A 25,065-nucleotide genomic window follows, 5' to 3' on the forward strand; every position below is an offset into this window, starting at 1 on the left:
CATGGCGCGCATTACCGCCGGTGTAGGCTCCAGCCATGTGCCGCTGCTCGGCGTCGCGGTTGATCAGGGCAAGTGGCAGGACGACTATTTCGGCCCGATCTTCAAGGGCTATGAATGGACGCGCGAGTGGGAGAAGGCCGAGAAGCCCGATGTCATCGTGCTGATCTACAACGATCACGCCTCGGCCTTTGACGCCAGCATCATCCCGACTTTCGCGATTGGCTGCGGTGAAAGCTACAAGCCGGCGGATGAGGGCTGGGGGCCGCGCCCGGTGCCCGATGTCGAAGGTGCGCCCGACCTTGCCTGGCATATCGCGCAGAGCCTGATCCTCGACGATTTTGACATGACGATCATCAACGAGATGGACGTTGATCACGGCCTGACCGTACCGCTGTCGATGATGTTCGGCCAGCCGGAAAAGTGGCCTGCGAAGATCATCCCACTCGCTGTGAACGTCGTCACTTACCCGGTGCCTTCCGGAAACCGCTGCTGGGCGCTGGGTGAGGCGATTGCCCGCGCAGTCGCCAGCTTCCCCGAGGATCTCAACGTGCAGATCTGGGGCACCGGCGGCATGAGCCACCAGCTTCAGGGGCCGCGCGCCGGGCTGCTCAACCGGGAATGGGATAACCGCTTCATGGACATGCTGGAATCCGGCACCGACGACGCGCGCCATATCCCGCACATTGAGTATCTGCGAGAAACCGGCAGCGAAGGCATTGAAATGGTCATGTGGCTGATCATGCGCGGCGCGCTGGGCAAGCGTGTGAAAACGCTTCACCGCCACTATCATATCCCTTGCAGCAATACGGCCATCGGCCATCTCGTTCTGGAGCCTGAACTATGACCCAACCCCTCCGCATCGCTCTGGCTGGTGCCGGCGCATTCGGCGAAAAGCACCTCGATGGCCTGAAGAATATCGATGGCGTGGAGATCGTCTCGATCATCAGCCGCACCGGCGAACAGGCCGCTGCCGTTGCCGAAAAGTACGGCGCGAGGCATTCGTCGACCGAGCTTGCCGACGCTCTTGCGCGCGACGATGTTGATGCGGTGATCCTCTGCACGCCGACCCAGATGCACGCCGAACAGGCGATTGCCTGCATGAATGCCGGCAAGCACGTGCAGGTGGAAATCCCGCTGTGCGATACCTGGGCCGATGCCGAGGCGGTTGTCGCCAAGGCCAGGGAAACCGGGCTTACCTGCATGGTCGGCCATACCCGCCGCTTCAATCCCTCGCACCAGTACGTGCATAACAAGATCGTCGCGGGCGAACTGAACATCCAGCAGATGGACGTCCAGACCTACTTCTTCCGCCGCAAGAACATGAACGCCAAGGGCCAACCGCGGTCGTGGACCGATCACCTGTTGTGGCACCACGCCGCGCATACGATTGACCTGTTCGCCTATCAGGCGGGCAAAATTGTTTCGGCCCATGCCATGCAGGGTCCGAAGCATCCTGAACTTGGCATCGCGATGGATATGTCGATCCAGTTGAAGAGCGAAAGCGGCGCGATCTGCACGCTATCGCTGTCGTTCAACAACGACGGACCTTTGGGCACCTTCTTCCGCTACATCGGTGACACCGCGACCTATATCGCGCGCTACGACGATCTGGTGAACGGCAAGGAAGAACCCATCGACCTCACCGGCGTGGCGGTCAGCAACAACGGCATCGAACTGCAGGACCGCGAATTCGTCGCCGCCATCCGCGAAGGGCGTGAGCCTAATTCGTCCGTCGCGCAGGTCCTCGATTGCTACCGCGTGATCGGTGAGCTCGCTACCAGCCTTGAGGCGCAGGACGGCTGGTCATGAAGCGGCTTCTGGCGGGGCGGCAAGTCAATCCCTTCGGCCTCGGCTGCATGGGGTTGACCCATGGCTATGGCGTGCCGCCCGCGCCGGAAGATGCGGCAAAAGTGCTCGAGGCCGCGCTCGATCTGGGCATCGATCATTTCGATACGGCAAACATCTATGGCGCCGGCCGCTGCGAGACGCTGATCGGCAATACGCTGGCGCACCGGCGCGATGAGTTCTTCCTCGCGTCGAAAACCGGCATCATGTTTGACGGGCCGAAGCGCGGAACGAACTGCCACCCCGATGCGGTGCTGAAGTCGCTTGATGAAAGTCTGGCGCGGCTCAAGACAGATCACCTCGATCTGTTCTACCTGCACCGCTTCGATGCGTCGGTTCCGATCGCGGATTCGATTGGCGCTCTGGCCCGCGCGATCGAGGCGGGCAAGATCCTGTCCTACGGCGTGTCGGAATGGTCCGCCGCGCATATTCGCGAGGCCCATGTGGTCCACCCGATGGCGGCGGTGCAGACCGAATATTCGCTGTGGACGCGCAACGTCGAGATCGCGGTTCGCGATACCTGCGCTGAGCTCGGCATCGCGCTCGTTGCCTTTTCGCCGCTTGGGCGCGGTGCCCTGGCGAACGGCATCCGCGATACCTCGACCCTGCTCGAAAGCGATATCCGCTATCCGCACCCGCGCTTTGATGCGGACAACTGGCCCAGAAATCTGGCGCTGATCGATGAGTTCAATGCCGTCGCCCGGCGGGAAGGCGTGACGGCGGCGCAACTGGCGCTGGCGTGGGTGCTGTCGCGGGGAGACAATGTGCATGTCATACCCGGCACCACCAGTATCGCCCATTTGCACGAGAACATGGCGCGGCAGGATTGGCAGGCCGATGCTGCGCTGCTCGACGAAGTCGGCGCGCTGATCAACCAGCAGACAGTTTCAGGACCCCGCTATCCCGATAATATGCAGAAGACGATCGACACCGAGGAATTCGCCTCAGCGCCAGCCTGACGAAAGATGGCCCAACGAAAAACGGCCCCACTCTCGCAGGGCCGTTTTCCTTTGAAAAGCTGAACTCAGCGCTGCTTGGCGAGCCAGGCGACGATGGACTTGCGCTGATTGGCATCACCCACCGCCATCACCATGCGGGTGCCGGGCACCAACTTGGTCGGCGCGGTCAGAAACTTATCGAGCGAGGCGGCATTCCACGTGATCGAAGCGGCCTTCAGCGCGGGCGAATAGTTCTTGAACGTGCTCGCGCCAGCCTTGCGGCCCACGACGCCGCGCAGGTTCGGCGCCAGCGCGGTCGAAGCACCGCCAGGAGCGACTGTGTGGCAGGCCTTGCAGCGCATATTGAACGCTGCTTCACCCGGATCGCCGGCCTGAGCTGCAGCGGGAAGGCCAGAGGCACCGGCGACGAGCGCGAGCGAGACGGCAAAGATACGCGTAATCATCGGGAGGGGGACTCCAGTTCGGGTCGGCATTGAATGCCGCAATGGACGTAGTGAACTTTCGGCTCGCTGAACAGGCAAAATTGGCATGGCCAATATTGCACGCGCAATTACATGTAGTCTTCAGCGCTCGGTGGGGGCGGTTGGGTCAATTGCTCGAGCGAAGTCGGCATGCCCTTGGCAATCCAATAGGCAAAGGCAGCGGTAATCACCATAACAACGGCGGCCTTCCACAGCGGTGCGATGCGCGGAGCTTCAACATCCTCAGGCAGATCGCGCGATCCGGTCACCATCGGCGGCACGATCCGGTCCTTCTTGATCAGCGAATAATACAGCACGGCGGCAAGGTGGATCACGACAAAAGCGAGGATCAGGTTGAAGCCCAGTTCGTGGATTTCGGCCAGCGAACGCGCGGTTTCATAGTCGACCAAGCTGGTCAGCGGACTGCCGACATTGTCTTCATTGAGCGCGAAAAGTCCCACCCCGACCTGACCGGCCAGAAGCGACAGCAGGATAATCACGCTCCAGCCGCCAGCCGGGTTGTGGCCGGCGTGGGCCTTGGCCGGTCCGCCCGAAAAGAAGCCGCGCAAGTAACCTGCGACCGCGCCGGGGCCCTTCAGGAACTGGCTGAAACGCGCGTTTGACGAGCCAACGAAGCCCCAGATGATCCTGAACGCCACGATGGCGAGCACGGCATAGCCCAGCGTCATGTGCAGGCTGAGGTTATCGTTCTCCGCCGTCCACCACATCGCTGGCAGCAGCGCCACCAGCGACCAGTGGACCAGCCGGATTGGCAAATCCCACAGCCGCGTCCTGCGCAGCGGCGGCTGCATCAGCCCTTGGCCTTGAACTGATCGTGGCAGCCCTTGCAGTTTGGACCAACGCCCATCAGCGCAGCCTTTGTCGCATCAAGGTTGCCAGACTTGGCAGCGGCATTGAGCTTCTTTGATGCATCGACCAGCTTTGCGGCGGCGCCCTTGAACTCGGCATTCTTCTGCCAGATCAACGGCAGGGCCGCGGTCTTTACGCCGGCTTCCGGGCCGGTGCCCTTGGGGAAATGACCCGAAATTTTCGCTGCGGCCTTGGCCAGTGCATCGGCATTGACGCGGTAGACCGCGATGTTCGGTGCGGGGTTGCGGCCTTCATCGAGCATGGCCTTGAAAGACTTGCCAATGACCTTGAAATTGGCCTGGCGATCGGAAATCGTCTGCTGCGGCGATGCGGCCATGGTCACGGCGCCAAGGCCAAGGCTGCCGGCAACGGCGGCGAGCACGAAAAGCTTCTTGTAGGACATAGACCCTCCTTGGATTTCGCTGCATTCATGGCCCGGATTGTTCCTTGGCGACAATCAGTTTTTTGTAACTGATCGATACAAATTGTGTCGTTGTAAGCAAAGCGCGCCGCCCAGCCTTCAGTCCGCGCTTGCGGCAATTGCCGTCACGCCGCTATGGCTCGGGCAATGTGGTTCCAGATGAAACGGATTTTGCCATGAACGGCGCGGAAGCCCTTGTCTCGACGCTGATTGCCGGAGGGGTCAATACCTGCTTTGCCAATCCCGGCACGTCAGAGATGCATTTCCTTTCCGCGCTCGACAATCCGGGGATGAAAAGCGTGCTGTGCCTGTTCGAAGGCGTGGCGACCGGGGCGGCGGACGGCTATTTCCGGATGAAGGAAAGCCCGGCGGCGACACTGCTGCATCTCGGCCCCGGCCTCGCCAATGGCCTGGCGAACCTCCACAATGCACGGCGGGCGCGGTCGGGCATTGTCAACGTCGTCGGCGATCACGTGACTACGCACCTGCAATACGATGCGCCGCTGACCTCCGACCTTGAAGGCATTGCCCGCCCGCTTAGCCACTGGCTGCGCACCACCGATGGCGCGCACACTCTGGCGCATGATGCGGCGCAGGCGGTTGCCGCCGCTCGTGACTGCCAGATCGCGACTCTCGTCCTGCCGGGCGATGCCTCGTGGGGTGATGCGGGCGAGGTTTGCTCCAGTCCCGCTGCCGGTCCGGTTCGCGCCGTGCCTCCGGCGGATCGCATCGATCACGTGGCGCGGATGATCCGCAATGCCGATGGTCCGGTCCTGCTGGTGCTTGCCGACCGGACCTGCCGGGGGCGAGGGCCGGAAATCGCCGGAAAAATCGCCGCCGCCACCGGCTGCAGCATCGCCACGCAGTTCTTCACCAACCGGATCGAGCGCGGCGCGGGCCGAGTAACGCTTGAGCGCATTCCCTATTTCGTTGAAGCGGCGGTCGATTACCTCAAGCCGTTCCGCCACATCGTGACAGTCGAAACCGGCGAACCGATTGCCTTCTTCGCCTATCCCGGCTGGCCCAGCCAGCTCAAGCATCCCGAGGCGCAGGTCCATTCGCTGGCCTTGCCGGGTGAGGATGGCAAGGCGGCGCTGGACATGCTGGCCGATGCCCTGGGCGCAAATCTGATCGCGCCGGCCTGGCAGGAACGCATCCAGACTCCGGTGCCTCAAGGCGCGCTCGATCCTGTGTCGATTGCCTATGCGATCGCGGCGGCGCTGCCGGAAAACTGCATCCTCGTCGATGAATCGCTCACCACCGGGCGCTCGTCTATGACGTTGACGGCGGGAGCGTTGCCGCATGAAACGCTGCAGAACATGGGTGGCTCAATCGGCTTTGGGACACCGGTCGCCACGGGGGCTGCGATGGCCTGCAAGGGACGGCGGGTGTTCTGCCTCGAAGGCGATGGCTCGATGATGTACACGCTGCAATCGCTGTGGACGCAGGCGCGCGAAAGCCTCGACGTGACCACGATCGTCTTCGCCAACCGCAAGTACAAGATCCTTGAGGCCGAATATGCCAATATGGGCTTCGGCACGCCGGGCCCGCGCGCAGCGGAAATGATGGAGATCGACCAGCCAACGCTTGATTTCGTGGCGCTGGCCAAAGGCATGGGCGTTCCCGGCACGCGGGTGGAGACGGCGGAAGACTTTCACGCCGCGCTGGTCCGGTCTTGCGGAGAGGCAGGGCCGACGCTGATCGAGGTCACACTCTGAGCCCGCGAGCGATGGCAGCAAAAGCGGGCTTGCGACTCCTCGCGTAATGCGGCAACTGGTCTAACCAGTTTTCGTCGAGAGGATAAGGCGCGCATGTCACTCAAGTCTAACGCAAGACCGGCAATTGGTCGCCGCCACTTCCTTTCGGGACTATCTGCCGGTGCCGCCGGATTGATGTTGGCCGGGACGGCAATGGCAGCGGCGCGGCGCGGTTTTTTCGAACGCATCGGCAAACCCATCGGCATTCAGCTCTACACGCTGGGGGATGAGCCGGCGAAGGACATCGACGGCGTCTTCTCGCGGCTGGCGCAGATCGGTTACCGCGATCTCGAGCTTCCCGGTTTGCTGGGCAAGACGCCAGCCGCGCTGAAGGCCGCGGCTGACCGGACCGGGCTGCGGTTCAGTTCAATCCATTTGCCGCTGCAAGGCATGCCGGGCGGCAGCGGGCTTTCGCTGATGAGCGACCCGCAGAAGATCGCTGACGATCTTGGGGCGCTGGGCATTTTTCAAGGTGTGGCGCCGATTGCGCCGTTCCCCGCGAACTTTCGTCCGCAGCAGGGCGAGGACATGAAGGCCGCCATCGGCCGCAGCTTTGCCGCCGCCGGCAAGGCGCATTGGCAGCGCACCGCGGCAACGCTGAACGAGCGCGCCGCCGCGCTGCGGCCGTTCGGCATTGTGGTCGGCTATCACAACCATAATATCGAATTCGCACCCGTGGACGGCACCACCGGCTGGGACGTGCTGGTGACCGAGACTGATCCAGGCCTCGTGCATTTCGAGGTCGATATCGGCTGGGTCTCAGCTGGCGGACTCGATCCCGTGGCATTCCTGCGCAAGCATGCCGGCCGCTGCCGCTGGATGCACGTGAAGGACGTGAAGGCCAGCACCCAGACCAATTACGTGCTGTCTATGGACCCGACCGAAGTTGGTTCAGGCCGTCTCGATTGGGCGCGTATTCTGCCCGCCGCGCGCGCTGCCGGTGTCGAGCATTTCTACCTTGAGCAGGAGCCGCCGTTCACCATGCCGCGCATCGAAGCGGCGGCGAAGGGCTTCACCTTCCTTTCGCGCCTGAAAGCCTGATCCATGCTGCGACGCCTTGTCTTTCTGACCATCGCCCTGTTCGGCCTAGGCGCGCCTGCACGCGCAACAGAGGCAGGGCCGCGCGAAGTGGTTTCGTTATCGCAGGGCTGGCGCTTCCAGTTCGGCGATGTCGGCGATGCGCCGGCGCAATCCGGTTTTGACGATGCCGGGTGGGACAAGGTCTCGGTACCTCACACTTGGAACATGGTCGGCAGCTACGGCACGACCCGTGATCCCGCGAGCGACAACCGGCAGGGCATCGGCTGGTACCGCCTGACCTACAACGCGCCGCCCGCCGCCAAGGGCCGCCGCCAGTACCTGGATTTCGCGGCAGTCGGGAAGATCGCGCGGGTCTGGGTCAACGGGCAGTTCGTCGGTGAACATCGCGGCGCCTATGGCCGCTTCCGCTTTGACGTGACGCTGCAGTGGAAACCGGGGCAAGCGAACCTGATCGCCGTGCGTGCGGACAATTCCAAACCAGAATCGGGCAAGCCCACAAGTGAAACGATCCCGCTGGCGGGTGACTTCTTCGTCTATGGCGGGCTGTACCGGCAGGTGCAGCTGATCACGGCCAGTGAGACGGGTATCAGCTTGCTTGACTATGGTTCACCCGGCGTGTTCGTGCGCACAAGTCAGCTTTTCCGCAAGTCTGGTCTGCCGGACGAAGCCGTTGTTCACGTCTCCGCGCGCACCCGCGCGCCGAAAAAGGCATTAAAAGGAAGCAGGCGGGGCCCACTCTATACGGTGACGATCCGCGATGCCGCCGGTAAGTTGGTGCTGGACCGGGTGCCGATGCTATCGGTGATCAATCCGCCTCAGGTGACCGTAGCATCAGACTGTCTGCATGGATGTCCTGCCGAAGCGCCAAAAGCCAAAGACGCCGAGAGTTTTGTTGAGGGCAAGGCCGTCGCGGCGCTGCCCATCACCAATCCCCGGCTGTGGGACGGCACGCGCGATCCCTACCTTTATACCGCCACGGTCGAAGTGCGGCAAAAGGGCAAGCTGATCGACAGTGTGACCCAGACCTTTGGCATCCGCGACTTCCGCATCGATGCCAACGAAGGCTTCTTCCTGAACCCTCATCCGATGAGCCCCGGTTCGGGCTACGTCCAGCTCCATGGCGTATCGCGCCATCAGGACAAGCTGGGCAAAGGCGCGGCGCTTACCCCGGCGGATCACGCCGAGGATATGGCGCTGATGAAGGAACTCGGCGCCAACACCGTTCGTCATGCGCACTATCAGCACGCAGACGAATGGTCGGACGAGGCGGACAAGGCAGGGATGATTGTCTGGGCCGAAATTCCCTATGTCACCAGCCCGGGACTGGCTGGAGGACAGGGCAGCACGGAACTTTGGGACAATGCCGAGCAGCAGCTGAAGGAGTTGATCCGCCAGAACTACAATCACCCTTCGATCGTCATGTGGTCTGTCGGCAACGAGGTCGATTCGGCGAAAGGTTTTGGCAAGGTGGCGGGCGATCCGCTGCCGCTGCTGAATCATCTCGCCGCTATTGCGAAGTTCGAAGACCCCAGCAGGGCGACGACTTTTGCCGATTGTTGCGAGGGCCTGAAAATTCTCGGCATGGATGGTAGCAGCATGCTGGCAGGCGCTGCGGACCTGATCGGCTACAACCGCTATTTCGGCTGGTACATGCCGCAGCATCTGGACGCGCGGGCGCAAGCCGGTGCGGAGTTTGATCGCCTGCACGCCAAACATCCGAACTTGCCGATCTCTATCTCCGAATGGGGCGCCGGCGGTGCGACCACGCAGCACAGCGATGACATCAGGTCCGGCTTCCTCAACTTCATCGGCCGCCCTCAGCCGCAGGAATACCAGTCCTATGCCATCGAACAGAACTGGCTGGCGATGAAGGGCCGCAAGTATCTGTTCGCCACCTGGCTGTGGAACATGTTCGACTTTGCCAGCGACCTGCGCGGTGAGGGCGATGCGGTGGACGTCAACACCAAGGGCGTGGTCACTTATGATCGCAAGCTGCGCAAGGATGCATTCTACTTCCTGAAGGCCAACTGGAATCCCGAACCGATGGTGTGGATCACCGGCAAACGCCATGCCTTGCGGCCCTATCCGACCGCCGAAGTGAAGGCCTATTCCAACGCGGAGCGAGCTTCGCTCAGCATCAACGGGCGCGATCTGGGTGAGATCGCCTGTGCTGACCGCATCTGCCTGTGGCCGGGCGTTGCCCTCGCCAAGGGTGAGAACCGCGTGGTGGTTACCGCGAACAGTGGCGGTAAGGTGCTGCGTGACGAGGCGGTGTGGACTGGCCCGGACACTGCACGCGGGCTGGCACTCGATGCCGGCGATCTTGCCGGACAGGTAGTGGCGGGCAAGCCGTTCGGGTCGGACACCTTCGTCACCGGTGGGCGCACGGTTCCGCTGTCCATGGGCGGTTTCGGTTCAAATCGCGCGCCATCGAAGAAGGTCGTGGCTAACCGGCCCGAGCTCTACGCCTACTGGCGTGAGGGCGAGGCATTTTCCTATGCCCTGCCGGTCGCCGACGGCAACTGGACCGTGACCGTGCACACATTCCAGCCGGATGCCGCTCTGGCAGACAGCAGCGCGACCATGGCAGTCACTGCCAACGGCAAGCCGGGTCTCGTGCCCTTCGCCATCGGCAAGGAGGCCGGCGGCGCGCTCAAGGGGCTGGCAAGGAGCTTCCCGGTGACGGTGAAGGGCGGCTTGCTCAAGCTCGATTTCAGCGGGCAGGGCGGCAAGGCTGTGGTCGCGGCGATCGAGGTCACGCCGAGATGATTTGACACGATCATGTCAAAATGACACGTTCGGGTCATGTCCGGACGTTTCGATTCGCGCCACCCTTTGATTGGCCTGATGGACGAGTTCCATCGCCTTGGCGGCCGCTTGAAGAGCGCCTTTGCCGAGGCGCGGCGCGGCGTTGATCTGGGCGAATCCGAAATGCTCGTCCTCACCGCCGTGGTAGAGGGTGAACGCGCGCCGACCGTGTCGCAGATCGGCCGGTCGCTTGGTCAGCCGCGCCAGATCGTCCAGCGCGCGGCCAATGCGCTGGTTGTTGCGGGACTGATCGAGACTGCTCCCAACCCCGATCACAAGCGCGCGCCGCTGCTGGTTGCAACCGAAGCCGGCACCGCGCTCAAGCGTCAGGCAGATGCCCGCGCCGCAGCCATCGCCGAAGCGCTCTCTGCCGGGCTCGATCTCGATGCCGCTTGCAGGCTGAGCGATGGCCTGCGAGCCTTCCGCCAGCAGCTCGAAGCGCAATTGCGCGCGGGCGGGGCCGATGCGGCCCGATTCAAGGGAGAGAATTGATGAAGCGTACCACTGCGATTCTAATTGCCGCGCTTGGCACAGCCCTGCTTCCGGCCGCCATGCCGGTCGCCGTCATGGCCAAGCCGGTTGCCGCCGCTTCGGCGGAAACCCAGGTGCTACGTTCCGATGCCAAGGCATACCTCGAAGGCCTGAAGAAGCAGCCTCGCCCGCCGATGAGCGATGCGATGATCGCCCAGATGCGCAAGATACCGCCGCAGGTCATCGAAAAGATGATGGCCGCGTCCGAAGTGCCGCTGGGCACGCTGGCGGTCGATCGCAAGCTGACCATGCCCGGACCGGGCGGCAACATGGACCTTCGTCTGTTCGATTCCCGCGCGGATCGCGGGCCGGGTCCAGTTGTGGTATTCTATCACGGCGGCGGCTTTGTCGTCGGTTCGATCGGCACGCACGCCGCGCTGGCGGCTGAGATGTCGCGGCAACTCGACTTGCCGGTGGTCTCGGTCGAATACCGCTTGGCGCCGGAACACAAGTGGCCTGCGGCGCCAGATGATGCCGAGGCTGCCGCGCGCTGGATCGCCGCCAATGGCGCAGCGCTCGGCCGGGAGGTCAACGGACTCGTGCTCACTGGCGACAGTGCTGGCGGAACGCTCACCCTGCTCACCGCGCTCGCATTGCGCGACAAGCCTGCGGCCGCGCCGGTGAAGCTTATGATCCCGCTGTATCCGATGACTGACGCGTCGCGGTCCTACCCCTCGATGGTCGCATTCTCGGGTGATTACGGCCTGACGAAGGAAGACATGGCCTATTTTGGCAAGTCCTATGCCGCCAATGTGAAAAGCCCGCGTCATTCCTCTCTGCTAGCAGACCTGCATGGCCTGCCGCCTACCGTTCTTGCCACGGCCGGCTTCGATCCGCTGCGCGACGGCGGTCGCGCCTTTGTCGCCAAGCTGGCACAATCGGGCGTGCCGGTCAGTTATTACGAGGCCAAGGGAAACATCCATGGCTTTGCCACTTTCCGCAAGGGCATCCCATCGGCGCAGGATGACCTGAACGCGATCATGGCGCTGTCGCGCGCGATGCTGGCGGGCAAGTGAAGGTCGCGGGCAAGACCGTCCTCGTCACCGGCGGTGGCGGGGGCATCGGCGGCGGGCTGGCCGAGGCCTTTGCCGAGGCTGGTGCGCGGGTTTTCGTCGCCGATATCGAAGGCGGGTTGGCGGAGGAAACCGCTGCCCTGATCGGTGCAACTGCCATCACGCTCGACGTTACCTCGTTGGATAGCTGGGCAGCGGCGAAGGCGGTGACGGGCGATCTCGATATCCTGTGCAACAACGCCGGGATTGCGACGAAGTTCGAACCTCTGGAGGAACTCTCGCCCGAGGGATTCGACCGAGTCATGGCGGTCAATGTGCGCGGGGTGTTCAACGGCGTGCTCACCTATCTTCCGGCGATGAAGGCGCGCGGGAACGGCCATATCGTCAACACGAGCTCGACCAACGGCCTGCTGCCCCACGGCACTTTCGCCGCCTATTGCGCTAGCAAGTTCGCGGTGCTCGGCCTGTCGGATTCGCTGCGGCAGGAGGTTGAGGACTGCGGCGTCGGTGTAACCGTGCTGTTCCCCGGCCTCACCCGCAGCCGCATGTCGATGGCGATGAAGGAAGAGCTCGGCATGGACGATTCCTCATGGGACGTGTTCAGCGCCAACATGATGGAGCCGATCTGGCTGGGCCGCGCCGTGGTGCGCGCGGTTGAGGCAAACGAGCCTTACGTCATGTCGCACCCCGATCACGCGCCGCTGGTGGAGCGGCGGCATCAGGCGATCATCGCCGCGCACCGCGAGCCTGCGCAGCCGGGCTATGCGCCAAATGTCGAAGGGCTGGGATTCCGCGAATGAGCAAGATCGAGCACAACCTGGACGAACTCGCGCCGATCGGTCCCCTGACCGACTGGCTCGATGCCAATGTTCCCGAACTCGGCAAGGGAGCGTTGAGGACGGCGATCCTGTCGGGGGGCACGTCCAACGTTGTTCTCACGCTCGACCGGGGCGAGGGGCCGATGGTCCTGCGCCGGCCCCCCGCCGTGCCGCCGCCGGGTGCTGAAAAGGGCGTGCTGCGCGAGGCGCGCATCCTGACCGCGCTCGGCCAGACCGACGTGCCGCACCCGCGCTGCTACGGCTCCTGCGAGGATCCCGAGGTGATCGGCGGGCGCTTTTACGTGATGGAAATGGTCAAGGGCTGGGCGCCCAACCTGCGCGACGAGAAGATCTACAACGAACCGCCGTTCGACCGGATGCCCTATATCTACGGCATCCCCTTCGCCATCGTCGACGGGCTGATCAAGCTGGCCAATGTCGATCACAAAGCCATTGGCCTTGGCGATTATGGCAAGCCCGGCAGGTTCCTCGAAAGGCAGGTCGATCGCTGGGTCGGTCAGCTCAAGAGCTATCCGGAAAAATACGCCGGCTATGAAGCGCGGGACTTCGAAGGCTTCACCGAGACCGAGGAGTGGCTGCGCGCGAACATCCCGGCGAAGGAATCGACCGGCATCATCCACGGCGATGTCGGCACGCCCAACATGATGTTTCACCACGGCCCGCCGCCGCGCCTTGCCGCGATGATCGACTGGGAGCTTTCGACCATCGGCGATCCGATGATCGACATGGGCTGGTTCACCGGCGGCATGCGCGACGAGGACGATCCGGAAAAAGAGTTCCCGACCGCGCTGCAAGACCCGAACCTGTTCCCGACCAAGCAGGAACTCGCCCGCTATTATTGTGCCGGCACGGGTCGCGATTTCCGCGATTTCGAATACCTCTCGGTGCTCGCCAAGTTCAAGTCGGGCTGCCTGCTTGAGTACAAGGTTGCTGCGGCCGAGGCTGGGCACCTGCCCAAGGATGTTGGCCGCTTCTTTGCCCGCATCAGCGAGAATTGCTTCAAGGAAACTGCCGCCCAAGTACGGAGATTGAAATGATCGATTTCAGCGTTGAGCCGGAGTTCCAGGCCAAGCTCGACTGGATGGCGAAATTCGTCCGCGAGGAATGCGAGACGATGGACTTGTTGTGGCCGGAACAGGGCTGCCAGTTCGATCCCTCGCTGAAATCGGCGCGTGATCATGCGAGGCCCTTGCAGGATCAGGTCAAGGCGCAGGGGCTGTGGGCCTGCCACCTCGGCGCCAACCTTGGCGGGCCGGGCTACGGGCAGGTCAAACTGGCGCTGATGAACGAGATCATCGGGCGGTCCAACTGGGCACCGGTCGTCTTCGGCTGCGCGGCGCCTGACACGGGTAACGCCGAAATCCTCGCCCTGTTCGGCACGCCCGAACAGAAGCAGCGTTACCTTGGCCCGCTGATGGCCGGGGACATCGTCTCGTGCTTTTCCATGACCGAGCCGCAAGGCGGGGCCGATCCGGGCGTGTTCACCTGCAAGGCCACGCTGGACGGCGACGAATGGGTGATCGAAGGGGAGAAGTGGTTCTCCTCGAACGCCCGATTTGCAACGTTTTTCCTTGTCATCGCCGTCACCGCCGAGGGCGCGCCGCTGACCGAGCGGATGTCGATGTTCGTCGTTCCGGCGGAAACGCCCGGCATCGAAATCATCCGCAATGTCGCGATTGCCGGCGAAAATCCGTATGAAGAGGGCGCGCACGGCCACGTGCGCTACAATCAGGTGCGCATCCCGGCGGACCATATCCTTGGGCGTCCGGGTGAGGGCTTCAAGGTCGCGCAGGCGCGGCTGGGCGGCGGGCGCATCCACCACGCCATGCGCACGGTCGGCAAGTGCCAGCGCGCGCTCGACATGATGCTGGAGCGCGCGGTTTCCCGCGTCACGCGCGGGCGCAAGCTGGGCGATCACCAGATGGTCCAGGCCAAGATCGCTGAAAGCGTGGTCGAGCTCGAGCAGTTTCGCCTGCTCACGCTCAAGACCGCATGGCTGATCGACGAGACCGAGGCCGGACGGATGCCCCACGGCACCCCGCGCAACCACATCGGCATGTGCAAGGTCGCGATGGCCAATGTGTGGATGAGCGTGATCGGCAAGGCGCTGGAAATCCACGGCTCGCTGGGCATCAGCCTCGACATGCCGCTGGCCAACTGGTTCGGCGGCGGCATGGGCCTCGCCTTTGCCGACGGGCCGACCGACGCGCACAAGAGCCAGCTCGCGCGGGCCTATCTCAAGACGGCCAAACCGGTGGAGGGTATGTTCCCGTCTGAACATATCCCCACACGGCTCAAGGCGGCGTTGGAACGCTATCCCGATGCCCGGCCTGAGGGCGTACCTGGACAGGACCGCCTCTAATGGACCCGCTGTTCGATTTCACCGGCAAGGTGGCGTTGGTCACCGGCGGCTCGCGCGGGCTGGGCTACCAGATGGTCAAGGCCTTTGCCGAGCGCGGCGCGGACGTCATCATCGCCAGCCGCAAACTGGAAAACTGCGAGGCCGTCGCCGAGGAGTGCCGCGCGCTGGGAGTCAGGGCGCTGGCGATCTCCGCCCATGTCGGCAAGTGGCCCGACTGCGACCGGCTGATCGAGGAGGCCTATGCCGCGTTCGGGCGTGTGGATATCCGTGTGAAGAACGCCGGTATGAGCCCGCGCGCGCCCAGCCACGAGGTAAGCGAGGCGCTGTTCGATTCCGTGGTGAACCTCAATTTCAAGGGCCCATTCCGTCTCGCCAGCCAGATCGGCAAGCGGATGTACGATGCTGGTTCCGGTTGCATCATCAACGTGACCTCCTCGGGCTCACTGATGCCGCTGCCTCAGGTGGTGCCTTACGGATCGTCGAAGGCGGCGCTCAACGCCATGTCGGAAAGCTTTGCCCACGAATATGCGCCGTACGTGCGGGTGAACACGCTCTCGCCGGGGGCGTTCAAGACGGATATCGTGCAGGCCTGGCCCGACAAGGGCGAAGGCCCGATCCCGACCCCGCGCGGGGTGGCGGCTGATCCGTCGGACATCGTTACTGCCGCGCTGTTCCTCGCCAGCCCGGCTTCGGTCAACGTCACCGGCGCGCTGATACGGTGTGACGGGGGGCAACACTGATGCCCCGCGCCGTGATCGCCGAAGCGTTCGGCCCGCCTGACACTTATGCGGTGAGGGAATACGACCCCGGCCAGCCCGGCGAAGGTCAGTTGCGCGTAGCGATCAAGGCCGCGGGCGTGTCCTTCGTCGATGTCCTGACCGCGCGCGGGGAATACCAGTTCAAGCCACCATTGCCTTACATTCCGGGCAGCGAATATGCCGGCGCGGTTGAGGCTGTCGGTCCCGGCGTCACCGGTTTCGCGCCGGGCGACCGCGTGTTCGGTTCGGGCCTTGGCGGCATCTTTGCCGAAGCCGCACTGTTCAATGCCGCCAATGTCAGCAAGATCCCGGCGGGGATGGAATTTGCCGAGGCAGCGGTCTTCCCGGTCAACTACCAGACGGCATGGCACGCGCTGGTCGACCGCGCGGCTGCCAAGCCGGGCGAGAGTCTGCTGGTGCTCGGCGCGGCGGGCGGTACGGGCTATGCGGCGGTCGAGGTGGGCAAGTACCTTGGCCTTCACGTTATCGCCTCGGCCTCCAGCCCGGAAAAGCAGGCGGCTGCAAAAGCTGGCGGCGCCGATGCCGTGGTGACGACCGGTGCGGCGGACTGGCGCGATCAGGTCAAGGCGGCGAACGGCGGCAAGGACGTGGATATCGTCTTCGATCCGGTCGGAGGCGAGGCGACTGACCTTGCCTTCCGCACACTCGGTTATGGCGGGCGGCATCTGGTGATCGGATTCACTGGCGGGCTTACGGCGCTGAAGACGAACCTGCCGCTGCTCAAATGCGCCAGCCTCGTCGGCGTGCAGATGCGCGGCCATGCGCTCAACCGGCCCGAGGAAGCGGCGGCGAACCGGGTGAAGGTGATGCAACTGGCCGCAGAGGGGCACTTCCACCCGGCGATAGCCGCAAAGTTTGCGCTGGAGGACTATGTCGCGGCGATGGAACTGGCGTTCTCGGGCAAGGCGGCTGGCAGGGTCGTGCTGGAGATGGAGACTGATTAGCTAAAGGCCGCGCCCTCCAAAGACGGCCCAAATCTCAACTAATCGGCCATCAACGGATCGCCAGCCTATGTTGAGAACGTTCTGGACGGGGAAGCGCTTGTCGTTGAACGTTGCGAATTTGTGGTCAGCGCTGTGTTGAAGGCAGAAACCTTGGTTTTGTAAGTCGGCTACGAGTTGGCGCTCACAAGTGCCCCGAGGGAACTGAGCGTCCAAGCGCTCTAGAATGATCCGTTCAGCGTATGCGTAACTGTAGGGCAAGCGGCGAGCAATCTCAGGCATGCGCTTACCCATGCCAATGAGGACGCGCACGCCGTCCACGGCTTTGGCAAAGTTTCCTTTCACACGGCAATCCGAAACGCCTGCGGGGTCATCCCCGTCCAGCGCTTGAACGCCCGGCCAAAGCTCGTCTGGTCGCCGTACCCCAGCCGTTCCGTAATCTCGTCCAGCGAGAGCACAGAGGCACGCAGGAAATCGCGGGCGATGGCCTCGCGCTGGCCTTCGACCAGTTCCGAAAACCGCAGCCCCTGTTCGGCCAGCCGCGATTGCAGCGTCCGCACCGACAGCCCCAGCTTGGCGGCGCAGCGTTCGACCGAGCAATTGCCCGCCGGCAGCGCACCGCGCACATAACTGGCCACCTTTTCGGCCAGCCCGACCTTCTGCGTGTCGCGCACCCGTTCCAGATATCCGCCGAGCAGGCGATACAGCAGCCGGTTCGACGTCGGCAGCGGCTGATCGAGCGTGTGGAGCGGAAAGGCGATCGAATTGCGGTTGCGCCGGGCGTGGACTCGGCAACCGAGCAGACGCTCCATCTCGGGGAGGTCAGCAGCGCGCGGTTCGGCGGACAGGCTGACCCATGTCGGGCGAAAATTTGGCCCGCCGAGCATCTGCAAAAGCTTCACGTTGAGCATGGCCGCCTGGTAATGCGCCTGATCGTTGATGCCGAGGTCAGTGTTGACCTGCCAGCAGAACTCGGCGGTTTCCTTGTCTTCGATCAGCAGGACCTCGCTGTCAGGCGAATGGACTACGGGCATGTATTCGACAAAGGCGCCGAGCCCCTCGCGCACGGTCGGCGCGGCGCGGGCGAGGGCGGTGATGCAGCCGAACACGTCCGGGTCCTGGTTCTGCGCGAAGTGCAGCCCGAACAAGCTGTCGTCGAAAGCGGCGCTGCAATATTCGAACACGTCGGCCAGTTGCTGCGCGCCGATGTGGCTTTCCGGGTCGGAGAGGACGCGGGCCTCCATACCGTGACGTTCCATGATCCCACGCGCATCGCGGCCCAGCGTGCGGGTCAGTTGGGCCAGCCCGGCGAAGTTGGCCGCACGCACCTGTCCGCTCGCCGGGGATACATCCAGCGGGCCATCGATACTGAAAAACGGTTCGCCTGGCATGAGCCACTCCCGAGTCCCCGCGCCGGCGGGGACCTCAGGCGCGTTAGCGCCACACGGCCTGAGGACCCCGCCTGCGCGGGGACTCCGGTTGTTGTCGACGAAGCTATCACGCGCACGGGCCGTGTCCAGCGCCATCCGCGCCTGCTATCGATTGGCTTGCACCAATTGCAGGTGGTTGCCTTTCGCGCTGTGGCAGACCAGCATTCAAGAAAACATAGTGCCAGAGGGAGAGCCTGAGCATGAAGACGATCGCCGATCACAAGCGCGAAGCCGAACAGCACGTCCTTTACGTCAAGGACAAAGCCACGCGCATCGCGACGATCACCTTCAGCCGCATGGACAAGCACAACACGGCGACAATCGGCATGCGCGCCCGGTTTGGCGAACTGGTGCACAAGGCGAACATCGATGATGACGTCAAGGTGCTAGTGATTCGCGGCGATGGCGATCACCTCGGTTCGGGCGGCGATCTGGACGAGCACGGCGATCTCTATCTAAATCCCAAGCCGGGCGACGGCTTTCTCACCGACCTCGAAATCGACGATGAGGACGTGAAATACCCGCCGCCGGGGTCCTACCGCTATCTCCATGGCCTGACTGACTATTACGCCAAGGCGCGCTCGGGCAACCGGCCGCTTCAGGAGTTCAAGAAGATCTCGATCATTGAGGCCAAGGGCTATTGCTATGGCTGGCACTTCTACCAGTGCGCCGATGCCGACATCATCGTCGCCTCGGACGATGCGCTGTTTGGTCACCCGAGCTTCCGCTATGCTGGCTGGGGGCCACGCATGTGGCAGTGGCTGGAAACCGTGGGCCTGCGCGCCTTTTCGGAGATGCTGTTCACCGGCCGTCCGTTCACCGCGGCCGAAATGTTCACCTGCAACCGCTTCGTCAATTCGGTGGTATCGCGCGAGAGCCTTGAGGCGGAGACCGCGAAATACGCCAATGCCTGCTCGATCACCCGGCCAACCGATGTCGTCGTGGCGCAGAAGACCTTTATCGAGGCCTACAAGCAGTACCGCGGCGAATATTTCGGCAGCCTGCTGACCGGCTGGCTCGAAGGCATGTTGCCGCTGATGAAGGATGACGGCGCGAACGACGTCAACCTCGGCAAGGGGGCCACGTTTGAGCAGGGCATCGGCAAGGTGGTGAAGAACAATGACCTCAATTACCCCCCGGAATGGCGGCTCTCGATGAAGGGTCGCAAGGGATAAGCACTGAAACCGCCTTTGGGAGAGGGCGCCTTTGGGAGAGGGCATATGGCAGAAACACTGTTTTCACTCGATCGACGCAACGTCCGCGAATGCCAGAAACTGTTTCGCGGCGAACGGTCGCAGGAATACTACCTCGGCGATTACTGGCTCGATGAAGGCCCCTCGGTAGAGGTCAAGGCCGAGCGCAAGTCGGTCGGGCCGATCTCGATCATCCGGATGACCACCAGCCCGAAGAGCTACTTCCGCCGCACCCGCCAGCACATCCGTGAGGATGCGACGGATCTTGCCGTGCTGTGGTTCGTCAAGCGCGGCAGCCTGGGCCTGTCCAACCAGTGCGGCAACAAGGTGGCCCATCCCGGCGACTTCGCGATCACCCGGTCGATGTCGCCGTTCCTCATCGAATGCAACGTCGACGAGGAAGGCGTGAACCAGACGCTGCACGTCACCGTGCCCACCCACATCCTGCGCGCGCATATCACCCGCGATTTTGATACCGGGCTGTTCCTGCACTGCGAGCGGCCGGAAATGGCGATTGCCGAGAACCTGTTCACTGATGTGTTCGAGGACGACGGCAACCTGACGCCAGACAGCGCCCGCGCGCTGGTCGATTGCGCGCTGCAGATCATCGGGAACGCGGTGAAGGCCGACAGCGAAGGCATCGCCACGCGCCAGACCATCGCTGACCGGCGGCTGGAGGAAGTCCTGCGCTTCATCGAGGTCCACCTGTCCGATCCGCAGCTTTCGACCACGATGGTTGCGCGCGGCTGCGGCATAAGCCCTCGCTACCTCTCGTTCCTGCTCCGGCTCAAAGGCACCAGCTTTTCCGAACTGGTCTGGGAGCAGCGGTTGGAAAAGGCGCGTTCGTGGCTCACCGCCACCGATGCCCGCGACATTTCGATCAGCGAGATCGCCTATGGCGTCGGCTTCAAGAGCCCGGCGCATTTCAGCCGCATGTTCAAGCGGGTGTTCAACAAGAATCCGCGTGAATATCGCGGGCTTGCGGACAATGACGCCGGGCATGATGAAACCGGCATCGCGCTTCCCTGATGCGCTCTGAATGACCAAGCATGTCGTATCGCTGGACGACAAGTTTCTGCAGGGCGAAGGGCAGGTAACCCTGTCCTCGCTGCAGGCGGTCGTGCGTCTGCTGCTTGATCAGGCGCGGCGCGATGCCTCGGCGGGGCTGAAGACGGCGGGCTATGTCACCGGCTATCGAGGATCGCCGATCACCACGCTCGACGCGCAATTGTGGGCAGCGGAAAAGCTGCTGACCGCGCACGACATCCGCTTTGAGCCTGGCCTCAACGAGGAATTGGCGGCGACGGCACTGCGCGGCACCCAGCAGATTGACTGGTACGGCAAGCCCCGCGTCGATGGCGTATTTTCGCTGTGGTATGCCAAGGGTGTCGGCGTCGACCGCGCCTGCGAGGCGATCAAGCAGGCCAATTTCGAAGGTACGGCGGCGAAGGGCGGTGGGCTGATCCTTGCCGGCGATGACCATGCGGCGAAAAGCTCGCTGACCGCGCACCAGAGCGAACATACGCTGATCGCTGGTTTCGTACCGGCGCTCTATCCCGCGACGACCGAAGACCTGCTACGCCTTGGCCAGCTGGCCATCGCCATGTCGCGCGCCAGCGGGCTTTTTATCGGCATCAAGGCTGTGACCGATACGCTCGACCTGACGAGCACGGTAACGCTGCCGGGAACTGATTTTCCGATCATCATGCCCGATGCGCCGTCCGGCGTGCGGCTCAACCTGTGGCAGGGCATGACCGCGCTTCAGCAAGAAGCGCTGGTCGTCGATCACCGGCTGCCGATGGCGCAGGCCTTTGCACGGGCGAACGCGATCGACCGTATCACCCATGGCCGGGCCGGCGCGCGGCTGGTGATCGCGACGGCGGGCAAGGCGTGGCTCGACGTGTCCCAGGCGCTCGACGATCTTGGGCTGGACGCGGCGCGGTGCGAGGCGCTGGGCCTGGCCGTGGCCAAATTCGGCATGGTCTGGCCGCTGGAACCGCATTTCGCGCGCGAGGCCTGCCTTGGCGCGGAGGAAGTCTTGGTGGTCGAGGAAAAACGCCCGGTGATCGAGGAGCAACTCGCCCACACCTTTTATGGCGAGGCCAAGGCTCCGCGCCTCACCGGCAAGACCGATGGCGAGGGTAGGCCGCTACTTTCCTCTGTCGGCGTGCTTGACCCCGGATCAGTGCGCCGCGCGCTGGTCCAGCGCCTTGAAGCATTGGGCATGGCCGATGCTGACTTGCGCGACCGTCACGCTGCGCTGACCGCGCTGGAGGACGGCGCCAAGGGTCTGTCGCTCACCGCCAGCCGCCCGGCCTATTTCTGCTCGGGTTGCCCGCACAACACTTCGACGCTGGTGCCCGAAGGCTCAGCTGCGATGGGCGCCACCGGGTGCCACGGCCTCGCGCATTACATGCCCTCGCGAAACACGATGCAGACCGTGGGCATGGGCGGCGAGGGGATGCCCTGGCTCGCCGCGCAGCATTTCGTCGATGCGCCCCACATGTTCCAGAATCTGGGCGACGGCACCTATACCCACTCGGGCCTGCTGGCGATCCGCGCTTCGGTCGCGGCGAAGAGCCGGGTGACCTACAAGATCCTCTACAACGATGCGGTTGCCATGACCGGTGGCCAGCCGGCTGAAGGCGCGCTGACGCCAGAGCAGATCGTGTGCGAACTGGTGGTTGAGGGCGTTCATCCGGTGGTGCTGGTCAGCGACGATCCGGAACGATTCAAGGCGGCCGACCTGCCCCCCGGCCAGCGCGTGCTGCACCGCGACCACCTCGACGAAGTGCAGCGCGAATTGCGCGAAGTCCCCGGCACTTCGGCCATCGTTTACGATCAGGTCTGCGCCAACGAAAAGCGCCGCCGCCGCAAGCGCGGGCTGGCCCCCGATCCCGACCACCGCCTGTTCATCAACCCGGCGGTCTGCGAAGGCTGCGGCGATTGCTCCACGCAGTCGAACTGCCTGTCGATCGAGCCGGTTGAAACCGAATTCGGCCGCAAGCGGGCGATCGACCAGTCGAGCTGCAACAAGGATTATTCCTGCATCAAGGGCTTCTGCCCCAGCTTTGTTTCCGTGCGCGGCGCGAAGATTGCACGCCATGGCTTCGACCGCGATGAACTGGCGCGGCGGGTGACTGAACTGCCGGTGCCGACAGTCATCGATGTAAGCGCAGCGCCACACGCCATGCTTGTCACCGGCATCGGCGGCACCGGCGTGCTGACCGTGGGTGCGCTGCTTGCGATGGCGGCGCAGCTGGAGGGCAAGGCGGCCAAGGTGCTCGACATGACCGGCATGGCGCAAAAGGGCGGGGCGGTGACCAGCCACGTCCGGATCGCCGAATTTGCAGAAGCCATCCCTTCGGCGCGGTTGCGCGCGGGACAGGCGGACCTTGTCATCGGCTGCGATCTTGTCGTCGCCTCCGCGCCCGATGTGCTGACCATGGCGCGGGGCGATACCCGGCTGCTGGCCAATGCCGATGTCCAGCCGACCGGCGAATTCCAGACCAATCGCGATCTCGATCTGTCATCGGCGCGCTTCCTCGCCGCCATCGGCAAACGCATCGCGCCAGAAGGCATTTTCACCCTGCGCGCATCGTCTCTGGCAACGCGGCTGTGCGGCGATTCGATCTATACCAACCTGATGATGCTCGGCTTCGCGGCGCAGCAAGGGTTGTTGCCGGTGGGGATTGAGGCAGTTGAGGCGGCAATCGGGCTTAATGGCGTCAAGGTGCAGGACAATCTCGATGCTTTCGCCATGGGCCGGCTGGCAGCAGTCGATCCGCAGGCGCTGTTCGCGCTGGCGGGTGATCGGTTGGAACGCGCGGGTGAGCCAAAGACGCTTGCTGCCATGATTGAAAGCCGTTCGCGGCACCTGACGGCGTGGCAGGATGCGGCACTGGCGGCGCGCTACTGCTCGGACATCGAGCAACTGGATGCCGCGCTGGCGGCGAAGGGCACTTCGGACCGCGAGCCGTTCCTGATCGAAGCGGCGCGCCAGCTTGCCCGGCTGATCGCCTACAAGGACGAATACGAGGTCGCGCGGCTCTACACCGCGCCGGAATTCCGCGCCGCGCTGGGTGACCGGTTTGGCGGCGCGCCGACATTGCAAGTTTGGCTCGCCCCGCCGCTGTTGCCGCTGGGCAAGGACGCGCGCACCGGCAGGCCGCGCAAGATCGCGTTCGGGGGATGGATATTCCCGCTCTTCCGCGTGCTCGCAGCAATGAAGGGCCTGCGTGGGCGCTGGTGCGATCCGTTCGGCCACACGGCGGAGCGGCGCATGGAACGCGCGCTGGCCGGCGAATATCTCGCGATGCTTCACGCGGCGATCGTATCGCTGTCTCCGGCAAAACTGGCCCTCGCGGTCGAGCTTGCTGCATCTCCGCGCGAAGTCGCCGGATTTGGCGAAGTCAAGGAGGCCGGCGTATCGCGCTGGCGGGAACAGGCGGCAGCGCTCATGGAGCGGCTTGCCGATTGACCGGCGCAGGGTAGTCTCGCCACCGAAACCGGGAGAGAGGAACCCAAATGCCCCGCTACAAGATGATAGCGCTGACCCGTGCCGTTGAAGGCCGCGATGAGGAATTCAATGACTGGTACCAGAACGTCCATCTGGTCGAACTCTGCGCGATGCCCGGCGTCATCGGCGCCCAGCGCTACAAGCTGGCCGCACCGCTGCAGGGCTATGACGAGCGGCCCTATCTGGCGATCTATGACATCGAATGCGATGACATCCGCCAGACGCTGGGCGCGATCGGTGCGGCTTCGGCGTCAGGCAAGATGACTCCGTGCGACGCAGCGGACAGCGCCAATGCCTATACCGTGGTGTTCGAGGAATTCGGCGATCGGGTGGAGGGCTGATCAGCCCCCGAACTTCGGAGCCCGCTTTTCCCGCAGCGCCATCACGCCTTCCCTATGATCGGCGCTGCGGACGCTGACCGATTCCATCGCGATGCCCGCTTCCATCAGCGAGTGGGCAACGCGCTTCAGCTCCATGTTGGTCAGGACCTTGGTCGCGCGGATGGCATATTGCGCGCCGGTGAGCAGCTTGTCGCAAAAGGCATCGACCGCGCCGTCCAGCTCTTCCAGCGGCAGGCAGTGGTTGACCAGGCCGATCTCCGCAGCCTTCTGCGCCGTTAGCAGATCGCCTGAAAGCAGGAACTCCTTCGCCCGGCCAAGCCCGATCCGCGCTGCCCAGATCACTGCGCCGCCATCCCCGGCGACCAAGCCGAGGTGAACGTGTGGATCGCCGATCTTGGCTTTTTCCGACGCGAAAATGACGTCGGCGAACAGCGCCAATGTCGCGCCGAGGCCCACGGCATGGCCGTTGAGCCTGCAGACCACCGGCTTGTCGATATCGAGCAGGGTATAGACAATGCGCTTGGCAACTTCTGCCTCGTGGTCGAACAGCGCGGGCGTCGTCGCGTTTTTCAGGATGTGGTCGAGGTCGCCCCCGGCCGAAAACGCCCGGCCAGCGCCGGTCAACACAATCACGTCGGATGCAGCATCGATGCGCGCGAAGTGCAGCGCCTCTGCAAGCTCGTCGTGCAACTGCAGATTGACCGCGTTCATCGCGTCAGGCCGGTTTAGGACGATGTCGAGCCGGCGCCCCTTGCGGACGAGCTGGACGGTTTCGAACTGGGGAACTTCGCTCATCGGGCCTGTCTAGCACCGCCGTGCGCCTCGGCAATCCGCCAATCCGCGCCCCTGCGATATAGGCCTGCCAAGCCCTTGATCGCCGCACGCTTCCGGGCTCAATTGGCGGCATTGAGGAGAGGTATGTGATGTCCGGTTTTGACGAGACTTTCGATTGGGT

22 protein-coding genes are annotated in these 25,065 nt (G+C 63.7%); 17 read left to right on the top strand and 5 right to left on the bottom strand.

The window, feature by feature from the left end; translation table 11 throughout:
- Position 1: 1 nt before the first annotated feature.
- Genes RMO89_RS18945 through RMO89_RS18955 form a run of 3 tightly spaced genes read left to right on the top strand, consistent with a single transcriptional unit; the run spans position 2 to position 2,804 of the window.
- Positions 2-844, top strand: coding sequence for a class III extradiol dioxygenase subunit beta (locus RMO89_RS18945; RefSeq protein WP_310535123.1), 843 nt, complete (start codon positions 2-4; stop codon positions 842-844).
- On the top strand, positions 841-1,809 hold the full coding sequence (locus tag RMO89_RS18950) for a Gfo/Idh/MocA family oxidoreductase (protein ID WP_310535124.1): 969 nt from the start codon (positions 841-843) through the stop codon (positions 1,807-1,809). Before RMO89_RS18945 ends, RMO89_RS18950 begins: the two co-directional genes overlap by 4 nt.
- Positions 1,806-2,804, top strand: a complete 999-nt coding sequence (locus RMO89_RS18955) for an aldo/keto reductase (RefSeq protein WP_310535125.1) — start codon at positions 1,806-1,808, stop codon at positions 2,802-2,804. Before RMO89_RS18950 ends, RMO89_RS18955 begins: the two co-directional genes overlap by 4 nt.
- Positions 2,805-2,869: 65 nt before the next feature.
- Here RMO89_RS18955 and RMO89_RS18960 read toward each other — a convergent pair whose 3' ends face one another.
- From RMO89_RS18960 to RMO89_RS18970, 3 genes are all read right to left on the bottom strand, one after another.
- Positions 2,870-3,247, bottom strand: coding sequence for a c-type cytochrome (locus RMO89_RS18960; protein WP_310535126.1), 378 nt, complete (start codon positions 3,245-3,247; stop codon positions 2,870-2,872).
- 107 nt (positions 3,248-3,354) lie between these two features.
- Positions 3,355-4,077, bottom strand: a complete 723-nt coding sequence (locus tag RMO89_RS18965) for a cytochrome b/b6 domain-containing protein (RefSeq protein WP_310535128.1) — start codon at positions 4,075-4,077, stop codon at positions 3,355-3,357.
- Complete coding sequence (locus tag RMO89_RS18970) at positions 4,077-4,538, bottom strand: cytochrome c (RefSeq protein ID WP_310535129.1); 462 nt, start codon at positions 4,536-4,538, stop codon at positions 4,077-4,079. The genes RMO89_RS18965 and RMO89_RS18970 overlap by 1 nt, the downstream gene beginning before the upstream one ends.
- A 194-nt stretch (positions 4,539-4,732) precedes the next feature.
- Between RMO89_RS18970 and RMO89_RS18975 the strand changes: the two genes are divergently transcribed.
- The 10 genes from RMO89_RS18975 to RMO89_RS19020 all read left to right on the top strand — a co-directional run bounded on the left by RMO89_RS18975 (position 4,733) and on the right by RMO89_RS19020 (position 16,630).
- Positions 4,733-6,274 (top strand): acetolactate synthase large subunit, encoded by a 1,542-nt coding sequence (locus RMO89_RS18975; RefSeq protein ID WP_310535131.1) that lies wholly within the window; start codon positions 4,733-4,735, stop codon positions 6,272-6,274.
- Between the two features lie 93 nt (positions 6,275-6,367).
- Entirely contained in the window at positions 6,368-7,354 is a 987-nt protein-coding gene (locus RMO89_RS18980; RefSeq protein ID WP_310535133.1) for a sugar phosphate isomerase/epimerase, read from the top strand.
- A 3-nt stretch (positions 7,355-7,357) separates the two neighbouring features.
- Positions 7,358-10,123, top strand: a complete 2,766-nt coding sequence (locus tag RMO89_RS18985; protein WP_310535135.1) for a glycoside hydrolase family 2 TIM barrel-domain containing protein — start codon at positions 7,358-7,360, stop codon at positions 10,121-10,123.
- 36 nt (positions 10,124-10,159) lie between these two features.
- Positions 10,160-10,654 (top strand): MarR family transcriptional regulator, encoded by a 495-nt coding sequence (locus RMO89_RS18990; protein ID WP_310535136.1) that lies wholly within the window; start codon positions 10,160-10,162, stop codon positions 10,652-10,654.
- Positions 10,654-11,709 carry an alpha/beta hydrolase gene (locus tag RMO89_RS18995; protein WP_310535137.1) on the top strand — a complete coding sequence of 352 codons (1,056 nt, stop codon included), beginning with the start codon at positions 10,654-10,656 and terminating at the stop codon, positions 11,707-11,709. Before RMO89_RS18990 ends, RMO89_RS18995 begins: the two co-directional genes overlap by 1 nt.
- Positions 11,706-12,506 (top strand): SDR family oxidoreductase, encoded by an 801-nt coding sequence (locus tag RMO89_RS19000; RefSeq protein ID WP_310535139.1) that lies wholly within the window; start codon positions 11,706-11,708, stop codon positions 12,504-12,506. The genes RMO89_RS18995 and RMO89_RS19000 overlap by 4 nt, the downstream gene beginning before the upstream one ends.
- Positions 12,503-13,582, top strand: a complete 1,080-nt coding sequence (locus RMO89_RS19005) for a phosphotransferase family protein (RefSeq protein ID WP_310535140.1) — start codon at positions 12,503-12,505, stop codon at positions 13,580-13,582. Before RMO89_RS19000 ends, RMO89_RS19005 begins: the two co-directional genes overlap by 4 nt.
- A complete protein-coding gene (locus RMO89_RS19010) occupies positions 13,579-14,907 on the top strand; it encodes an acyl-CoA dehydrogenase family protein (RefSeq protein ID WP_310535141.1) in 1,329 nt (442 codons plus the stop codon). The genes RMO89_RS19005 and RMO89_RS19010 overlap by 4 nt, the downstream gene beginning before the upstream one ends.
- Entirely contained in the window at positions 14,907-15,647 is a 741-nt protein-coding gene (locus RMO89_RS19015) for an SDR family oxidoreductase (protein WP_310535143.1), read from the top strand. The genes RMO89_RS19010 and RMO89_RS19015 overlap by 1 nt, the downstream gene beginning before the upstream one ends.
- Positions 15,647-16,630, top strand: coding sequence for an NADPH:quinone oxidoreductase family protein (locus RMO89_RS19020; RefSeq protein WP_310535144.1), 984 nt, complete (start codon positions 15,647-15,649; stop codon positions 16,628-16,630). The genes RMO89_RS19015 and RMO89_RS19020 overlap by 1 nt, the downstream gene beginning before the upstream one ends.
- Positions 16,631-16,968: 338 nt before the next feature.
- Here the strand turns inward: RMO89_RS19020 and RMO89_RS19025 are convergent, their stop codons facing one another.
- Positions 16,969-18,018 carry an AraC family transcriptional regulator ligand-binding domain-containing protein gene (locus RMO89_RS19025; protein ID WP_310535145.1) on the bottom strand — a complete coding sequence of 350 codons (1,050 nt, stop codon included), beginning with the start codon at positions 18,016-18,018 and terminating at the stop codon, positions 16,969-16,971.
- A gap of 239 nt (positions 18,019-18,257) precedes the next feature.
- On the opposite strand from RMO89_RS19025, the gene RMO89_RS19030 reads away from it, so the two are divergent.
- Genes RMO89_RS19030 through RMO89_RS19045 form a run of 4 tightly spaced genes read left to right on the top strand, consistent with a single transcriptional unit; the run spans position 18,258 to position 24,110 of the window.
- A complete protein-coding gene (locus RMO89_RS19030; RefSeq protein WP_310535146.1) occupies positions 18,258-19,232 on the top strand; it encodes an enoyl-CoA hydratase/isomerase family protein in 975 nt (324 codons plus the stop codon).
- Between the two features lie 45 nt (positions 19,233-19,277).
- Positions 19,278-20,279 carry an AraC family transcriptional regulator gene (locus tag RMO89_RS19035; protein ID WP_310535148.1) on the top strand — a complete coding sequence of 334 codons (1,002 nt, stop codon included), beginning with the start codon at positions 19,278-19,280 and terminating at the stop codon, positions 20,277-20,279.
- A 10-nt stretch (positions 20,280-20,289) separates the two neighbouring features.
- Positions 20,290-23,730 carry an indolepyruvate ferredoxin oxidoreductase family protein gene (locus RMO89_RS19040; protein ID WP_310535149.1) on the top strand — a complete coding sequence of 1,147 codons (3,441 nt, stop codon included), beginning with the start codon at positions 20,290-20,292 and terminating at the stop codon, positions 23,728-23,730.
- A gap of 47 nt (positions 23,731-23,777) precedes the next feature.
- A complete protein-coding gene (locus RMO89_RS19045) occupies positions 23,778-24,110 on the top strand; it encodes a hypothetical protein (protein WP_310535150.1) in 333 nt (110 codons plus the stop codon).
- Here RMO89_RS19045 and RMO89_RS19050 read toward each other — a convergent pair whose 3' ends face one another.
- Positions 24,111-24,905, bottom strand: coding sequence for an enoyl-CoA hydratase/isomerase family protein (locus RMO89_RS19050; protein WP_310535152.1), 795 nt, complete (start codon positions 24,903-24,905; stop codon positions 24,111-24,113).
- Between the last annotated feature and the right edge of the window lie 160 nt (positions 24,906-25,065).

The sequence above is a fragment of the Novosphingobium sp. genome (genome assembly GCF_031424035.1).
Lineage (GTDB): Bacteria > Pseudomonadota > Alphaproteobacteria > Sphingomonadales > Sphingomonadaceae > Novosphingobium.